This window comes from Thermogemmatispora sp. (genome assembly GCF_019683635.1).
Lineage (GTDB): Bacteria > Chloroflexota > Ktedonobacteria > Ktedonobacterales > Ktedonobacteraceae > Thermogemmatispora.
On the sequence record NZ_JADGIA010000119.1, the window covers coordinates 1 to 15,833 of the forward strand.

General features: G+C 62.1%; 9 protein-coding genes. 3 read left to right on the forward strand and 6 right to left on the reverse strand.

Annotated elements, in window-relative coordinates; genetic code table 11:
• Positions 1-315 precede the first annotated feature (315 nt).
• Positions 316-1,299 carry an aldo/keto reductase gene (locus IRZ31_RS13590; protein ID WP_297154522.1) on the forward strand — a complete coding sequence of 328 codons (984 nt, stop codon included), beginning with the start codon at positions 316-318 and terminating at the stop codon, positions 1,297-1,299.
• Between the two features lie 62 nt (positions 1,300-1,361).
• Here the strand turns inward: IRZ31_RS13590 and IRZ31_RS13595 are convergent, their stop codons facing one another.
• The 6 genes from IRZ31_RS13595 to IRZ31_RS13620 form a co-directional block, all read right to left on the reverse strand.
• Entirely contained in the window at positions 1,362-2,423 is a 1,062-nt protein-coding gene (locus IRZ31_RS13595; protein ID WP_297154524.1) for a phosphotransferase, read from the reverse strand.
• A 124-nt stretch (positions 2,424-2,547) separates the two neighbouring features.
• Complete coding sequence (locus IRZ31_RS13600; protein WP_297154526.1) at positions 2,548-3,432, reverse strand: sulfurtransferase; 885 nt, start codon at positions 3,430-3,432, stop codon at positions 2,548-2,550.
• Positions 3,433-3,456: 24 nt separating this feature from the next.
• Entirely contained in the window at positions 3,457-3,999 is a 543-nt protein-coding gene (locus IRZ31_RS13605) for a DUF6391 domain-containing protein (protein ID WP_297154528.1), read from the reverse strand.
• Positions 4,000-4,114: 115 nt separating this feature from the next.
• On the reverse strand, positions 4,115-5,665 hold the full coding sequence (locus tag IRZ31_RS13610; protein WP_297154530.1) for an FHA domain-containing serine/threonine-protein kinase: 1,551 nt from the start codon (positions 5,663-5,665) through the stop codon (positions 4,115-4,117).
• A 319-nt stretch (positions 5,666-5,984) separates the two neighbouring features.
• Positions 5,985-7,388 carry a 2-oxoglutarate dehydrogenase complex dihydrolipoyllysine-residue succinyltransferase gene (gene odhB / locus IRZ31_RS13615; RefSeq protein WP_297154532.1) on the reverse strand — a complete coding sequence of 468 codons (1,404 nt, stop codon included), beginning with the start codon at positions 7,386-7,388 and terminating at the stop codon, positions 5,985-5,987.
• A gap of 246 nt (positions 7,389-7,634) precedes the next feature.
• Positions 7,635-10,490, reverse strand: a complete 2,856-nt coding sequence (locus IRZ31_RS13620; protein ID WP_297154534.1) for a 2-oxoglutarate dehydrogenase E1 component — start codon at positions 10,488-10,490, stop codon at positions 7,635-7,637.
• A 676-nt stretch (positions 10,491-11,166) separates the two neighbouring features.
• Here IRZ31_RS13620 and IRZ31_RS13625 point away from each other — a divergent pair.
• Entirely contained in the window at positions 11,167-11,922 is a 756-nt protein-coding gene (locus IRZ31_RS13625; protein WP_297154536.1) for an alanyl-tRNA editing protein, read from the forward strand.
• A gap of 312 nt (positions 11,923-12,234) precedes the next feature.
• Entirely contained in the window at positions 12,235-15,549 is a 3,315-nt protein-coding gene (ileS, locus tag IRZ31_RS13630; protein WP_297154537.1) for an isoleucine--tRNA ligase, read from the forward strand.
• The last annotated feature ends 284 nt before the right edge of the window (positions 15,550-15,833 follow it).

Sequence of the window (15,833 nt, forward strand, 5' to 3'; positions counted from 1 at the left end):
GCCTCACAATAGCCCTCATCGCAGCGCTGCCCCCCGACCCTGGCCCTCCTGAGCCGTCTTTTCTCCGCCTTTTCTGCCAATCCTGGCTAATCAGCAAGTCCCAGCGACCAGCCTCGCTATCCGCGCAGAGCCTCCTGTTACAGAATCGGCCAAGGATCACCCAGGATCTGCCTATATCCTCTCCTTGTGGGGACGCTATACTCTCTTGCAGAAGGCCACGCTGCCCGTCCTGACTCACACAGGACAGCAGACCTGGCCGCCACCCTTCTCAGTGAAGAAAAAATAAGAATATAGAGATTGGATGAGAGGTGAATCGTGCAGTATGCTAGATTAGGCAAAACCGGGCTAGAGGTCTCTCGCATTTGCCTTGGCTGCATGAGCTTTGGTGATCCCACCCGCTGGGTGCATCCCTGGGTCCTCGACGAGGAACAGAGCCGCCAGATCATCAAGAAAGCCCTCGATCTGGGCATCAACTTCTTTGATACCGCTAATGTCTACTCACTGGGAGCCAGCGAAGAGATCCTGGGGCGTGCCCTGAAAGACTTCGTCAAGCGCGATGAGGTTGTCATTGCCACCAAGGTCTTCTTCCGCATGCGCGAAGGACCGAACGGGGCTGGTCTCTCGCGCAAAGCCATTCTCAGCGAGGTTGATCACAGCCTCCGGCGCCTCGGGACCGACTACATCGACCTCTATCAGATCCATCGCTGGGACTACCAGACCCCGATCGAGGAAACAATGGAGGCTCTCAACGATCTGGTCCGGGCCGGCAAAGTCCGCTACCTTGGCGCCTCCGCCATGTATGCCTGGCAATTCCAGAAAGCGCTCTTCGTCGCAGAGCGGCATGGCTGGACACGCTTTGTCTCCATGCAGAATCATCTCAACCTCATCTACCGCGAAGAAGAGCGCGAGATGCTGCCACTCTGCCGCGCCGAAGGCATCGGCGTCATCCCCTACAGCCCACTGGCAGCCGGCAGATTGGCACGTGAGGCCTCGCAGCAACCGACGCGGCGCGCCGAGACGGATCAGGTTGCCAGACAGAAATACGATGCCACTGCCACCGCCGATCAAGGGATCATCGACCGCGTCGGCGAGCTGGCCGGCAAATACGGCGTGGCCCGTGCACAGATTGCCCTGGCCTGGCTGCTCCAGAAGGAGCCAGTGACCGCGCCCATCGTCGGTGTCACCAGGATCAGCCAGCTGGAAGAAGCCGTCGGCGCCCTCGACGTCCACCTGAGTGCCGAAGACATCGCCTACCTCGAAGAGCCATATGTGCCCCACCCTGTCGTTGGCCCCGTGTAAGCTGCCAACGCGACCGTGACCTTGACCCGCCCGGTCAACAAGGAGGCTGCCGCACCGTTTACCTAACCGGTGGGGGCCTCCTCCCACAGCTCGGCCAGCCAGCGCCGCGCACGTCGCAGCCAACCCGGCCAGGCGCTGGCCCAGGCCAGGCGCTCCAGCAGATCCTCGATCTGCTTCTGGCTCTCACCCTCATCCAGCCTTCCCTCCTCCACAAAGAAGAGATCCTCCAGCGGGCCGTTGATCGTCAGAATGGGCACCGTCAGCGTCAGGGCCTCCGCCAGACAGGCCGCTTCCTGACCCTGGGGAGGCGCAATCGCCCCATAGCCCCGCAAAAAGGCCCGCGCTCGCTCTGGCTCCAGCCCCCGCGCCACCAGCGGACGCGTCTGACCCGTCGTCGGCTGCCAGTCCAACGCACTGAACGCAAAAAGCGCTGCCGCCACCTCCAGAACGCGCTTCTCCCAGCGCGAGGCATAGAAGCCCGAGACAGAACAGACCCCCTCGGCATTGAAACGCAGATGCTGCGCCTGATAATCCCCATGAATGTGCAGCTCGGGCAATCCACGGGCCGCCCCCAGCGTCATCATGGCCGCTGGCAGCACCGCCTCCCACTGCTCGACCCAGGTCTGCAGAGCACTGGCAATCGCTCCCACCTCGCAGCGCTCGGCACGCTCGCGCGCCAGATTGAGCCAACCCTGGACCAGCCCGCCAGCCTGCAACTCTGAGGGCCAGCGGTGCTGCGGCCCAGGAAAACGAAAAGAAGCCTCATGCAGCTGGGCCAGCATCTTTCCTGCGGCCTCAACCCAGCGCAACCCGCGAGTCCCGGCGCTCGTGAAATCCTCCCCGCCTAGCCACTGCTGCAGCTCGAAGCACTCCTCCCCCAGCGGCAGGCAGTAGGACCCCGACGGAGTCTGGCGCAGAGCCGGCACCGGCAAGCCAGCCAGGCGCAAGAAACGCTGAAAACGATAGCAATGCTCAAGATCCTCGCCAGCTGGCCCCTCCGGGCGCGGGCGCAGCAGATAGCGCTCGCCCTCAACCTCCAGCAGCAAGCCCAACGGTTCAGGGCTATAGGGGGACGTCAACGGCCCCAGGGGCTGCCAGGACGAAGGAAGGCCGAACCCCTCCATGATCCTTTGCAGATCAGGCTCGGTGATCTCCGGCCATCCCTCACCCTCACCCCCCACAGAGTCAGAGGAGAAAAACCCCTCCATCAGCACGCCTCACAGTCCAGCAAGCAGAGGCAAAGCCCCATTACACTTCTGCAGGCAGATCGGGGCGTACGCCCCATTCATTCCAGGAACCATCATAATTCGTCAGATGGGGATAGCCCAACAGGGCCAGGCTGAAGAGGACAACCGTCGCCGCCACTCCACCATTACAGTAGGCGATCACTCGCTCCTCCGGGCGCAGCCCGGCACGCGCAAAGACCGCTGCCAGCTCCTCATTGCTGCGAAACTGGCCCGTCTGTGGATCAACCAGCTCCTCGCGCGGGATATTGATGGCTCCCGGAATATGACCCGGACGGCCAGGACGGCGTACCACCTGCCCGCTATACTGTCCTACATCGCGCGCATCGATCACCTGTATACCCGCCTGTCCCAGCGCGGCCAGTACCTCCTCAGCCGTGGCTCGCAGCTCTGGCTGCACGCGCGGGGTAAAGACCGCTGGCGGATACTGTGGCACCTCTGTCGTCACCGGTCGTCCTTCGCGCAACCAGCGGGGGAAGCCCCCGTTCAAGACGCGTACCTCGCGATGGCCATAGTAGGTCAGCGCCCACCACAGGCGGGTCGCAAACTGTGAGGCTGGATGCGCATCATAGGCCACTACCAGATGCTCATCGCCAATACCCAGGCGTCCCAGGACCTCGGCAAAGCGTTCCGGCGGTGCTACCTGCGCCTTCACCTCGCTGTCGGGATCAACAATATCGCTCGTCCAGTCAAGATAGACCGCGCCAGGAATGTGGCCCTGCTCATACTCAGCACGCGCACCCTCATACAGCGCCTCCTGCTCACCTGCTCCGCGCTCCACCGTCCGCACATACCCACGCATATCCACAATGCGCAGCTGCGGATCGTGCAGGTGCTCCTCCAACCAGGCCGGCTCAACCAGCAAGCGGTCACGCTGCCCACTCGTCATTGTCGCAAAGCCTCCTTTCTCCCATCACCAGGAGAACAGCCGCGCCGCCTCCGGGTTCTCCGTGCTCACAAAGTGCGCCGGTGTTCCCAGCACCTCGAAGCGCCTCACCCCAGTGATACGCATGGATGGCGAAGGCGTCTGTGTCGTCAGATAGCGCTGAACCGTCAACCCGAGAGGCCGCGCCAGTACCAGGGCCGCCGTTGTCGCCAGCACCACATTATTGAAAGTATTGAACGGGCGCCGCATGCGCGCCACCGTCATCGCCGACAAGCCGCTCAGCAAGCCCGCCACGGCAAGATTCGTGCCGCAGCGCTCGTGGATCGCCAGCTCTGGCTGCGTCGTACGCAGCAAGTGTAGCGCCTCTTCAGCTGCGGGCAGCACTTCCTCTGTTGGCACATTGCCAAAAACCGCAAAGCCCAGCGCCGAAGAAACCCCTGAGAAACGCACCTCCGGGAACTTGCGGCTCAGCAGCACAATGGTTGCATGCTCCAGTGCATGGTTTTGGCGCACAGCACTGCCCAGCAGCAGCTGCTGCAGTGCCGCATTGAGTGGATTCAACGAAGCCATTGCTCGTTACCCTTTCCGGGCAAGGAACAGGTCAGCCTGAACGGTGACTGAATCAGCCAACCAGTCAGACGGCCTTGTCAGCCTTGCCTGCCAGGAACAACATCTACTCTCTTCCTTACTTATAAACTATATGAAAGATCAAACGTTCGTCGCCGAACTGGACCACATCGCCATCGCGCAGTACCGTCTGCTGAATGCGCTCGCCGTTCACCAGGGTGCCATTGGCGCTCTGCAGATCCTCCAGGTACCAGAGGCCATTATCGAACCATAGTCGGGCGTGGCGACGCGAGACTGTGCGACCGGCAATAATAAAATCATTGCCATTTGTGCGCCCAATTGTCGTCACATCCTGATGGAAGCGGAAAGAGCGACCAGCGAGCGGCCCACTCTGCAGCGTCAAACTGGCCAGCACCACCCGTCCCTGAGCATCAACATAGCGATCCTTTACCGCCTTGCGATCGGCCAGCTCATAGCCGCAGGTCGTACAGAATAGGCGCGTACTTGGGTTAGGGGTACCGCAGCGGAAGCATGACAGCGTTACCGTCGGGAAAGGAGTGCCCGAGAGGGGACGGGGAGGGAACGCTTCCCCCGGGCCCTGACCAGTAGTAGACCCACTGCTAACGCCCGGGGCCACGGGCAGACCATAGGAAGGAGCGGACTGCGGTCTGTCCCCAGGAGAAGCTGGCCACGCTCCTGGCTGAGCGGATAGCAGCGTGGCCGCTGACCCACCGCCTTCGGAGAGAGAAGGGGGCATTGTCGACAACCGCCATACGCGCGGCATGGGCAGGCGAGCCGCATTCAACGCCACTGCCAGGGCCTCCCCCATCTCCTCAATTGACTGGTAGCGGTCGGCAGGCGCCTTGGCGGTCATTTTCACAACGACCTGCTCGATCACCGCTGGCACCCCCGCCTGACGCAGCGGCTCAACTGGCAGCGGCTCCTGCAGGTGCTTCAGCGTCACACTGACCGGATTCTCCGCCGTAAAAGGCACCCGTCCTGTCAGGCATTCGAAAAAGACGATCCCCAGGGAGTAGATATCGCTGCGCTGATCAACAGCCTGGCCTGTACTCTGCTCTGGCGACATATACTGTGGCGTCCCGATGCCCACCCCGGCGCGTGTCAGGTGCGTCGTCCCCTCCAGGATCTTGGCGATCCCAAAATCAGAGAGCAAAAGATGCCCATCGCGGCGCAAGAGCATATTGCTGGGCTTCACATCGCGGTGCACAATATTATGGCTATGGGCACAGCGCAGTCCCTCCGCTGCCTGTAGCAGAAAGTCGACAGCCTCCACCAGCGAGAGCGAGCGGCTCTTCAAACGATCCCGTAAGGTTCCGCCGTCGACATACTCCATGACAATGTAGGTAATCTTATCCTGCTCGCCAAAGTCGTGGATCTGCACAATATGGGGATTCACCAGCTTAGCGACCGAACGTGCCTCCTGCTCAAAGCGCTTGACAAAGACCGGATCATGGGCATAGCGTGCCGGAAGCACCTTGACTGCCACATAGCGATCGAGCGAGGGTTGATAGGCTTTAAAGACCGCAGCCATCCCGCCCGCCCCAAGCGGCTCTACGATACGGAATTGGCCCAGGGACCGCCCAACGAGGGTCTGGAGATCATCGGCGTGCCCCTTCTGCCGAGCATAGGGATTCTCTGGTGGTTGCATAGCCGGCTCATTTCCTCGATTCCTGCCATCGGTCGAACGACTCCAGAGCGCTCCTTTCCCCTCCCCAGCCAGCCAGGCTTGCCCGCTCCTGCCTCGCTCACCCTGACAGAACGCTCGTGCAAGCGCGGTCCCGTTCCCTACCCCTGGCAAGGAGGGCGGGCCAGGCGCGGACAGCACAGCCTTGATTATCTCCTAACAGGCCGTCCCTGTCAATCGAAGCAAACGCCCTGTCTACGATCCTGAGCTATCTGCAGCCTTCCTCTGTCTGCGATCGTCGACCCGCCATCTACCTCGCCCGTCACAGCAGATCGCCTGTCGGCTAGCCTTCCAACAACAGCCGCTCTGGATCTTCCAGCAGCTCCTTAACACGGACCAGGAACTGCACCGCCTCGCGGCCATCGACCACACGATGGTCATAGGAGAGCGCCACATACATCATGGGGCGCACCACCACCTGTCCGTCCACCACGACAGGACGCTCCTGGACCTTGTGCATCCCCAGGATGCCTACCTGGGGACCGTTGAGAATCGGCGTCGAAAGCAGCGAGCCGAAGACCCCACCATTGGTAATAGTGAAGGTCCCTCCCTGCAAGTCCGTCAGCGTTAGCTCATTATTGCGCGCCCGCCGCGCCAGCTCCGCGATCTCCCGCTCGATCTCCACAAAGCTCTTGCGATCGGCGTCGCGCACCACAGGTACGACCAGCCCTTCATCCGTACTGACAGCGATGCCAATGTCGTAGTAGTACTTGACCAGCAGCTCGCGCCCCTGTAGCTCCGCATTGAGATAAGGGAAAGCCTTGAGTGCCCCCACCACTGCCTTCGTGAAGAAGGACATAAAGCCCAGCGAGATGCCATAGCGCTGCTTGAACTCCTCACGGTGGCGTGCCCGCACCGCCAGAATAGCGCTCATGTCGACCTCATTAAAGGTGGTCAACATCGCTGCCGTGTGCTGGGCCTCGACCAGACGCTGGGCAATGGTCAGGCGCCGACGCGAGAGCCGGATGCGCTCCTCTCGCCGCGGCTCCGAAACCAGCAGTGGTGGCGGCTCCAGGGCCGTTCCCGCCGCGGCAGTGCGCTCTCCTGCTGCGGGTACCGACGGTATCGCCGTAGCCGTCGCCCCATCCCCTCGACTCGGGGCTGTGGCCGACGGAGCAGTAGCCGCCGACGGCCCTGGCCGCGGTTGCACCTGAGACTGGCCCTGGCCTTGCTGAAGCGCCTGCTGCTGCTCCAGATACTGCAGAACGTCGTCCTTAGTCACTCGTCCGTGGGGGCTGCTGCTCTTGACCTGCGAGAGATCAATGTTGTACTCAGCGGCAATGCGACGCGCCAGTGGCGAGGGAGGCCGCTGCCCATCGGCAAGGCGCGAACCCGACGCTGCGCTCCCCTGCTGGACTTCTGCCTGCTCCTGCCGGGCCTGAGCCGGCGCCTCACGTGAGGTCGCTGCCTCGCCCAACGTGGACGCTGCGCTTGCCCCCTCTCCCTCGGCTGTCTCAGTGAGACGAGCCAGAACCTCCCCAACGGCCACATCCTCTCCCTCGCGCTTCAGAATCTCTGCCAGCACGCCGTCATGCTCCGCGGTTACCTCAACGCTCACCTTGTCGGTCTCCAGCTCCGCCAGCACTTCGCCCTGACGGACCTGCTCCCCCTCGCGCTTGTACCAGCGCGCCACCGTGGCCTCGACCACCGATTCGCCCAGGGTCGGAACACGAATATCTATCGCCATGTTCTCATTCTGCCTTTCCTGCTGCAGTGCTGACTGTTGCTTCTGATGAGTGCAGAACCTTTCTCAGAGGCCGAAGAAAGCCAAAAGCCAAAGGCGAGCCAGCGCGCTCGGATAGGGCCAGCGCGCTGGCTTCTCCTGGCCTATTATAGCATCACCATGCATGGCCTGCCCGTTCAACCTGGCCGCCACCATCTGACGCCCCGGGCCCTGCCTGACCTGGCTTGCTCCATCGCTGTCGGGGCCAACTCAGCGCCGACGCTTGCCCGCCGGCGTCTCAGCGGCGCGCTTTTCCACCAGCAGGCCGCCCTCACCGAGCAAAGCCCCCTTGATCAGAGCGCGCTGTTCAGCCTCGTAGCGGTCCATAAAGCCGGTCGCCGGGCTGGCGCTCTCGGGGCGTGCCAACACGCGCAGCACGGCCTGGGATGTGGGAAGCGAGGCGAGCAATCTCTGCAGGCGAGGTGCCATGTAACTCCAGGCCCCCATATTGAGCGGCTCCTCCTGGACCCAGACCAGTTCTTGCAAGGAGGGGTAGCTGCTCAACACCTGCAGGAGCTCCTCCTCGGGTAGCGGATAGAGCTGTTCCACGCGCACCACCGCCACCTCGCTTGCTTGAGACCGCTGCTCACTCGCCAGGAGATCGATGGCCATCTTTCCACTGCACAGTAACACCCGGCGGATGGTCTGCGCCCGTTGCTGGGCCTCAGCGTCGTCGAGCACCGGCTGGAAGCGCCCGCTCGTTAGCTCCTCCAGTCTTGCCGCCGCCAACGGATGGCGCAGCAGGCTCTTGGGGGTCAGCACCACGAGCGGCAATGGATGACGCTGGAGACTGTGCGCCTGCTGGCGCAGCAGATGGTAGTATTGAGCCGCCGTTGAGCAGTTGGTCACCCGCCAGTTATAGCCTGCCGATAGCTGCAGGAAGCGCTCCAGGCGTGCGCTCGAATGGTCTGGTCCCTGGCCCTCGTAGCCGTGCGGCAGCAGCAGCACCACCGACGAGTTCTGGCGCCACTTGGCCCGTCCCGAAGCAATGAACTGGTCGATAATGACCTGGGCCACATTGGCGAAGTCACCATACTGGGCCTCCCACAGCACCAGTGCCTCCGGCGCCTGCACGCTATAGCCATACTCGAAGCCCAGCACTGCCGTCTCAGTGAGTGGGCTATTGTAGATGGCGAAACTGGCCTGTGCCTGTGAGAGATGCTGCAGCGGCACATAGCGCTCACCCGTACGGCTATCGTGCAGCACTGCATGGCGCTGACTGAAGGTACCGCGCTCGGAATCCTGCCCACTGAGGCGGATGGGGATTCCATCGGCCAGGATTGAGGCGAAGGCCAGGGCCTCGGCATGGCCCCAATCGATGCTACCCTGCTCCAGCGCATCGGCGCGGCGCTGCAGCACACGCGCCAGGCGCTGATGCACTGTGAAGCCCTGGGGCCAGCGCAGCAGCTCACGATTAAACTGGCGCAGCTGCTCCGCTGAGACAGGCGGGGCCGGCTCTAGCTCCACGGCCAGACCGTTCTGCCCATTACCTCCCAGCTGCTCGAAGCGCTGCGGGTCCTCATCCACCTCCTGCTTCGCCCGGCGCAGCGTCACAAAGGCCTCCTCCACCATCTGCTCGCACTCCTGGGGCGTTACCACTCCCTGCTCCTGCAGGTGTCGGGCGTACAGCTCGCGCACTGTCGGATGGGCACGGATCAGCTCATAGAGCTGCGGCTGGGTAAAGGCCGGCTCATCGCCCTCGTTATGTCCCCAACGTCGATAGCCCACCAGCTCAATCAGAATATCCTTGTGAAACTCATCGCGATAGGCGTGGGCCAGGCGGATGGCGGTCAAGGCCGCCTCGGGGTCATCGGCATTGACATGAATAATGGGGATGCTAAAGCCCTTGGCCAGATCGCTGGCGAAGAGCGTCGACCGGCTCTCCTGGGGTTCCGTCGTAAAGCCTAGCTGATTATTGAGAATGATATGGATAGTTCCCCCGACCGAGTAGCCCTGCAGATGCCACAAATTCAGAGTCTCGGCGACCACCCCCTCGCCCGGGAAAGCGGCATCACCGTGGATCAGGATCGGCAGGGTCTCATCCAGCTCCTGACGTGGCGCCCCGGCTCGATCACGACGCTCCTGAGCCGCACGCGTCATGCCCTCCACCACTGGATTCACAAACTCCAGATGGCTGGGATTGGGGGCCAGGATGATCTTGAGGGCCAGCGAGCGCTCACCGCCCAACAGATGCTCTGCGCCAAGGTGATATTTCACATCGCCGCTCCAGCCGAAGCCGAAGGTGTCGGTCAGCGGCACCCCTTCCTCATGGCGCGTGTGGGCGAACTCCGCCAGAATGGCCTGATAGGGCTTCCCCAGGACATGAGCGAGCACGTTCAGACGCCCGCGGTGGGCCATGCCGATGATGACCTGCCGTGTCTCCGACTCCAGCGCGCAGCGGATCAGCTCGTCCAGCATCGGCACCAGGACATCACAGCCCTCGATCGAGAAGCGCTTCTGGCCTGGATAGGTCTGGTGCAGGAAGCGCTCGAAGACCTCAACCTGGGTCAGGCGCTGCAGCAACTGGCGACTGGCCTGGGGACTGAGGCGGCGCTGGAAGAGTTGCAGCCCCACGGCATCGCGCAGCCAGAGACGCTCATGAGGACTTTTGACCTGGTCGAACTCGTAGCTGATGGTCCCTGAATACATGGCACGCAGGCGCTGGATAGCCTCCAGGGCATTGCGCGCTCCCTCGGCGGCATGCCCGCCAACCACACTGGCTGGCAACTGGGCCAGATCCTCTGCGGTGAGGCCGTGGCTTTCGGGCAATAAAGCCGGGTCGCCCTGTGGTGGTCGCCCAAGGGGATCAAGCTGGGCCGCCAGGTGACCACGCTCGCGGATGGCATGGGCCAAAGCCACCGCCGCCACTACTTTCTCTACAGCAAACGGCGCCCCCTCTGCCTTCCCCGAAGCCAGGGCCTCCCCTTCCGCTATCACCACCGGCTTCCAGTGAGCAAAGATGGCGCGCGTGTTCTCATCTACTGCCGAGGGATCAGTTCGATAACGTTCATACAGATCGAGCACATAGCCTGCATTTGGACCATAAAATGTCTGTAAATTATCCATTGGTTTCCTTTATGCGGCTTGACACAGAGTGATGAATATGGCATACTCAACGCGGTAGCCTCTATCCACCGAGAGCGAACACAAGCACAGTCCAGACAGATGCGAAGAGGGAGCCAGTAGGCCGCATCCCTGGTGACAGAGAGTCCGGGCAAGGTGAGAGCCGGATACTAAGGAGCGGGCCGAAGATCACTCCTGAGCAGCTAGCAGAACGCGCAAGCGAGTAGAGCTAGCCGGCGCCTCTCCGTTACCAGAGAGGGCCGCCTGCCTCAACCTCTCGATGATCCCGCCTCCGTGCCGAAGCGCGGCAACGGTCTTCAGTCGAGTCGGGCGTTGCACCTGAGCTGATGGACGCAAGAGACAAGCAGAACAAGCTCATGCGTGCCACGCTGGCCCGATCAGGCTGAGGGCGGGGGACCGACAAATAGTATATCACATCGAGGGAGACGGCGGCATGGAGCGAGTCGCGACGAGTACCAGATGGGCCAGGCCGGCTCGATGAGCAACCCCGCGCCCGAGCGTGAGCACGGGTGAGGGCAGAGCCGGAGCTGTCTCTCCCTCGCTGGGAGTGGCCTGAGAGGGGTGCCCAGTCGTGACTAATGCGGGTGGTACCACGGGAAGTCCTCTCGTCCTGCGCGGATGAGAGGTTTTTTTTCATACGGAGATCGGAGCTTGCAGGATGAAGACGAAGCTGATCTACCTGGAGAATAGCTATACCTTTGAATGCAGCGCCAAAGTCGTTGCCGCGGAGGGCGATGAGCTGGCCCTCGATGCCACCGTCTTCTATCCCGGCGGCGGAGGCCAGATGGCTGACCGCGGTACGCTCTCCTGGGATCACGGGCGCCAGCAGGCCAGTGTCATTGCCCTGCGCAAGCAGGGAGAGGTGGTCTGGCACCTGCTCGATAGTCCTCCCCCTCCCGTGGGCACTGAAGTAACGGCGCGCATCGATTGGGATTTCCGCTATCGCATGATGCGCACGCATACGGCTCTACATCTGCTCTGCGGCGTGATCTGGCAGGAGTTCCGCGTCCCGGTGACTGGAGGCCAGATGTACCCCGACCGGGCACGCATGGACTTCGCGATGGAGGGCCTGACCAGAGAGCGCCTGGCCTTTATTGAGCAGCGCGTCAATGAGGCCATCGAGGCCGACCTGCCTATCCGGGTCTATAACCTGCCGCGCGAGAAAGCCTTTGCCATCCCCGACCTGATCCGTACACGCACCAATCTCTTGCCCCCAGACCTGGAGGAGGTGCGGATCGTGGAGATCGTTGGCCTCGATCTCCAGGCCGACGGCGGGACCCATGTCCGCCATACCAGGGAGGTCGGTGGCATTCGCATTGTCCGGGCTGAGAACAAGGGGCGGCTCAATAAGCGCCTGGAAATCCAGCTGGTTGATGAGCCGCCAGGCTCCAATTCCAATGCCGCTCGGCCATGAGACTGTGGGGCGGGCGGCTCCTGATCCGCCTCCCCCTCTCGCTCTGCTCCCAGGAGCAGCTTCGCCAGCCTGAGCGGGTCATTGTCCGCGTGAGGGAACGCTGCCACCGCACGGGCTGTCGCCTTATAGGAGCGCAGTGAGCCAGCGCAGTGACTTTGCGTTCGGCCATCAGAGCAGCGGAGCGGGTGGAGCACATCCATCAGGGCCATGTAGAAACAAGGAAGCAGCAACAAAGCCAGACTTGGCTGAGCCAAGTCCAGCCGATGCCAGATCAGGCAAGGCAATCTGTCAGTGAGCGAGGAGGAAGCTGACGTGTCAGGTGAAGCAAGCGTCTTTCGGCCAGTGATCGCGGCTGACCGTGTTGACTATCCAGCGCTGGAGCACGAGATTCAGCGCTGGTGGGATGAGAACGGCGTGCTTCAGCGCTACGTGCACCGCAACGATCAGAGCGATAAGCAATACTCTTTTCTCGATGGCCCGATGACTGCCAACAACCCGATGGGCGTCCATCATGCCTGGGGCCGCACCTATAAGGATCTCTTCCAGCGTTTCAAAACCATGCAGGGCTACCGGCAGCGCTACCAGAACGGTTTTGACTGCCAGGGCCTGTGGGTTGAGGTCAATGTCGAGCAGGAGCTGGGCCTCAAGAACAAGCGAGAGATCGAGGAGTTCGGCATCGCGCGCTTTGTCGAGCTGTGCAAGGAGCGCGTCTTTCGCTTCGCCCGCCGGATCACCGAGCAGTCGATCCGGCTGGGCTATTGGATGGACTGGGGCAACGACTACTACACGCTCTCCGACGAGAATAACTATACGATCTGGCACTTCTTGAAGCGCTGCTACGAGCGGGGCCTGATCTACAAGGGGCACGATGTCATGACCTGGTGCCCTCGCTGCGGTACCGGCATCTCCAATATGGAGACGCTCTCGGAGGACTGGCATGAGGTCAGCCATCTGAGCCTGTATGTGCTCTTCCCGCTGATCGAGCGCCCGGGGGAGTTCCTGCTGGTCTGGACAACCACCCCCTGGACGCTGGCCGCCAACGTGGCCGCCGCGGTCCATCCCGAATTGACCTACGTCAAGGTCGAGCAGGATGGTCAGATCTTCTATCTGGCGGAGGAGCGCCTGAATCTGCTGCGGGAGCTGCGCGGACGCGATAAGGGTGAGTATCGTGTTCTGGAGCGCCTCAAGGGCGAGCAGCTAGTGGGCTGGAGCTACCGCGGTCCTTTCGATGAGCTGCCCGCCGCTCAGGGCGTGAGCCATCGCGTCATCCCCTGGAAGGAAGTCAGCGCCAGCGAGGGAACGGGCATTGTCCATATCGCCCCGGGCTGCGGTCGCGAGGACTTCGCCCTCTCGAAGGAGTTCGACCTGGCGGTTCTGGCCCCAGTCGATGAATTCGGGATCTATGTCGAGGGCTACGGCTGGCTCACTGGCCAGTCGGTCTCAGCAGTGGCTCGGCCCGTCGCCGAGAATCTGGCCCAGAAAGGCCTCCTCTATCGCTCTCAGAACTATCGTCACCGCTATCCAGTCTGCTGGCGCTGCAAGACCGAGTTGATCTTCCGCCTGGTAGACGAGTGGTATATCTCGATGGAGCAGCTGCGCTACGAGATCATGGAGGTCGCTCGCCAGGTCACCTGGATTCCGGCTTTTGGTCTGGAGCGTGAGCTGGACTGGCTGCGCAATATGGACGACTGGATGATCTCGAAGAAGCGCTATTGGGGGCTGGCGCTGCCGATCTATGAGTGCCAGCAGTGTGGCACCTTCGAGGTCATCGGTAGCAAGGAGGAGCTGCGCGAGCGCGCTGTCGAGGGCTGGGAGGAGTTCGAAGGCCATTCTCCGCATCGTCCCTGGATCGATGCCGTCAAGATCCGTTGTCGGCAATGTGGTGCCCTGGTCTCGCGCATCAAGGATGTGGGCAATCCCTGGCTGGATGCCGGCATCGTGCCTTTCTCAACGCTGGACTACCGCCACAATCGCGACTACTGGCGCCAGTGGTTCCCGGCGGACTTCGTGACGGAGTCCTTCCCGGGCCAGTTCAAGAACTGGTTCTACGCTCTGCTGGTGATGAGCACGGTCCTGGAGGGTACGACGCCCTTTAAAACTCTGCTCGGTTACGCGACTGTCCTCGATGAGGACGGCGAGATTATGCATAAGTCGAAGGGCAATGCGATCGACTTCGACGATGCCGCCGAGCGCGTGGGCGCCGATACGATGCGCTGGCTCTATACCAGCCAGGACCCCGAGCAGAATCTGCGCTTCCCGCGTATCCCCAGTCGGGAGGACGTCGAGCGGGCCGTCCGCGAGGGCGTTCCAGTGCGCCTGAGCGAGAAGTGGATGCTGGTGCGTCGCGCTCTCGATAAGGTCTGGAACATCTACTGGTTCTTTGTGACCTATGCCAATATCGACGGCTTTGATCCGACGCGCTATCAGCTGGCCGTGGAGCGGCGCAGCGATCTGGATCGCTGGATTCTCTCGGAGCTGCAGCAGACGATCCTGGAGGTGACCGCCAGCCTGGAACGCTACGATAGCGCCCATGCTACCGAGTCTCTCCAAAACTTTATTGAGCATCTGTCGAACTGGTATCTGCGTCGCAGCCGTGAGCGCATCTGGAAGTCCGAGCTCGATGACGATAAACTCGGCGCCTATCTGACGCTCTACGAATGCCTGACAACACTGGTGACGCTGTTGGCTCCTTTTGTGCCGTTCTTCTCAGAGAGCCTCTATCAGAACCTGGTGCGCAGCGTTCAACAGGAGGCCCCCCTCAGCGTGCATCTGTGCGATTGGCCCCAGGCCCGCCAGGAGCTGATCGATGAGGCCCTGGTACAGGATACGCACCTGGTGATGCGCGTGGTTGGCCTGGGTCGCGCCGCCCGCGAGAAGGCGCAGATTCGCGTGCGCCAGCCGCTCAATACGCTCTATGTGCGCCTTCCATCGCAAGCCGATCAGGAGGCAGTGCTGCGTCTGAAGGATCAGGTGCTGGAGGAGCTGAATATCAAGCGCCTGGAGTTGCTCAGCGACGATAGCGAGATGCTGGCCTATACCCTGCGTGCCCAGGCGCGGGTCCTGGGACCGAAGTATGGGCCTCTGGTGCAGAAGATTCTGGCGATGCTGAAGGGTCTGGACGCCCACGCTGCCAGTGAAGCCGCTCGCCAGCTGCGCGAGCAGGGCGTCTTGAAGCTGACGATCGAGGGCCGCGAGATTACCTTGACGCCGGACGAGGTGGAGGTAATCGCCACCGCCCGCCCCGGCTATGTCACCGCTGAAGAGCGCGGCGCGGTGGTGGTCCTGGAGACGACGATCACGCCCGAACTGCGCGAGGAAGGGCTGATCCGCGATCTGACGCACTATATCCAGGACATGCGCAAGCGGGCCAATCTGAAGATCGAAGACCATATCCAGCTGACCCTCTGCGCGGATGAGGAGCTGGCGGCAATGGTGCAGCGCCACGCTGCCGAGCTGCAGGAGGAGACGCTCGCCGATAGCTTGCGCGTTGAGACGACGCCAATCGCTGAGCCGCTGCCCGGCGAACTCTATCGAGAGACGCTCTCCCCTACCTCGCCGCGCAAGCTGGAGGGCTACACGGTCCAGGTGATCATCGCAGCCTCGCCATCCTCCGCGGCCATACACTAGCTCGGCTGCTCTTCCTGAACAGCTGGCTGCTTGCTGACCTGGATCGCTGAGCCTCTGAGCCTGCCACGCAGAATCGCTCACAGCGCGAGTCGGTATAGCCTGATCGGTTCAGCTCAGTACCAGACCGCTTCCTCAACCGTTCCTAAGCAACGGTGAGCTAAGCTCAACTGTAAAATATTGATAGATATGGTCTGGGAACACTGCAATGGGTACGCTGCGATCTGCGTGGAAAGAGGCGGCTTGGGTCTTTGGACTCAGCCGCCTCTTGCTTCTCTTGATCACCT

What these genes read in the sequence shown, in the direction of transcription:
- IRZ31_RS13595 (WP_297154524.1), bottom strand. Translation starts at nt 2,423, where the DNA reads ATGGAGGGGTTCGGCCTTCCTTCGTCCTGGCAGCCCCTGGGGCCGTTG.
- IRZ31_RS13600 (WP_297154526.1), bottom strand. Translation starts at nt 3,432, where the DNA reads ATGACGAGTGGGCAGCGTGACCGCTTGCTGGTTGAGCCGGCCTGGTTG.
- IRZ31_RS13605 (WP_297154528.1), bottom strand. Translation starts at nt 3,999, where the DNA reads ATGGCTTCGTTGAATCCACTCAATGCGGCACTGCAGCAGCTGCTGCTG.
- IRZ31_RS13610 (WP_297154530.1), bottom strand. Translation starts at nt 5,665, where the DNA reads ATGCAACCACCAGAGAATCCCTATGCTCGGCAGAAGGGGCACGCCGAT.
- odhB (WP_297154532.1), bottom strand. Translation starts at nt 7,388, where the DNA reads ATGGCGATAGATATTCGTGTTCCGACCCTGGGCGAATCGGTGGTCGAG.
- IRZ31_RS13620 (WP_297154534.1), bottom strand. Translation starts at nt 10,490, where the DNA reads ATGGATAATTTACAGACATTTTATGGTCCAAATGCAGGCTATGTGCTC.
- IRZ31_RS13625 (WP_297154536.1), top strand. Translation starts at nt 11,167, where the DNA reads ATGAAGACGAAGCTGATCTACCTGGAGAATAGCTATACCTTTGAATGC.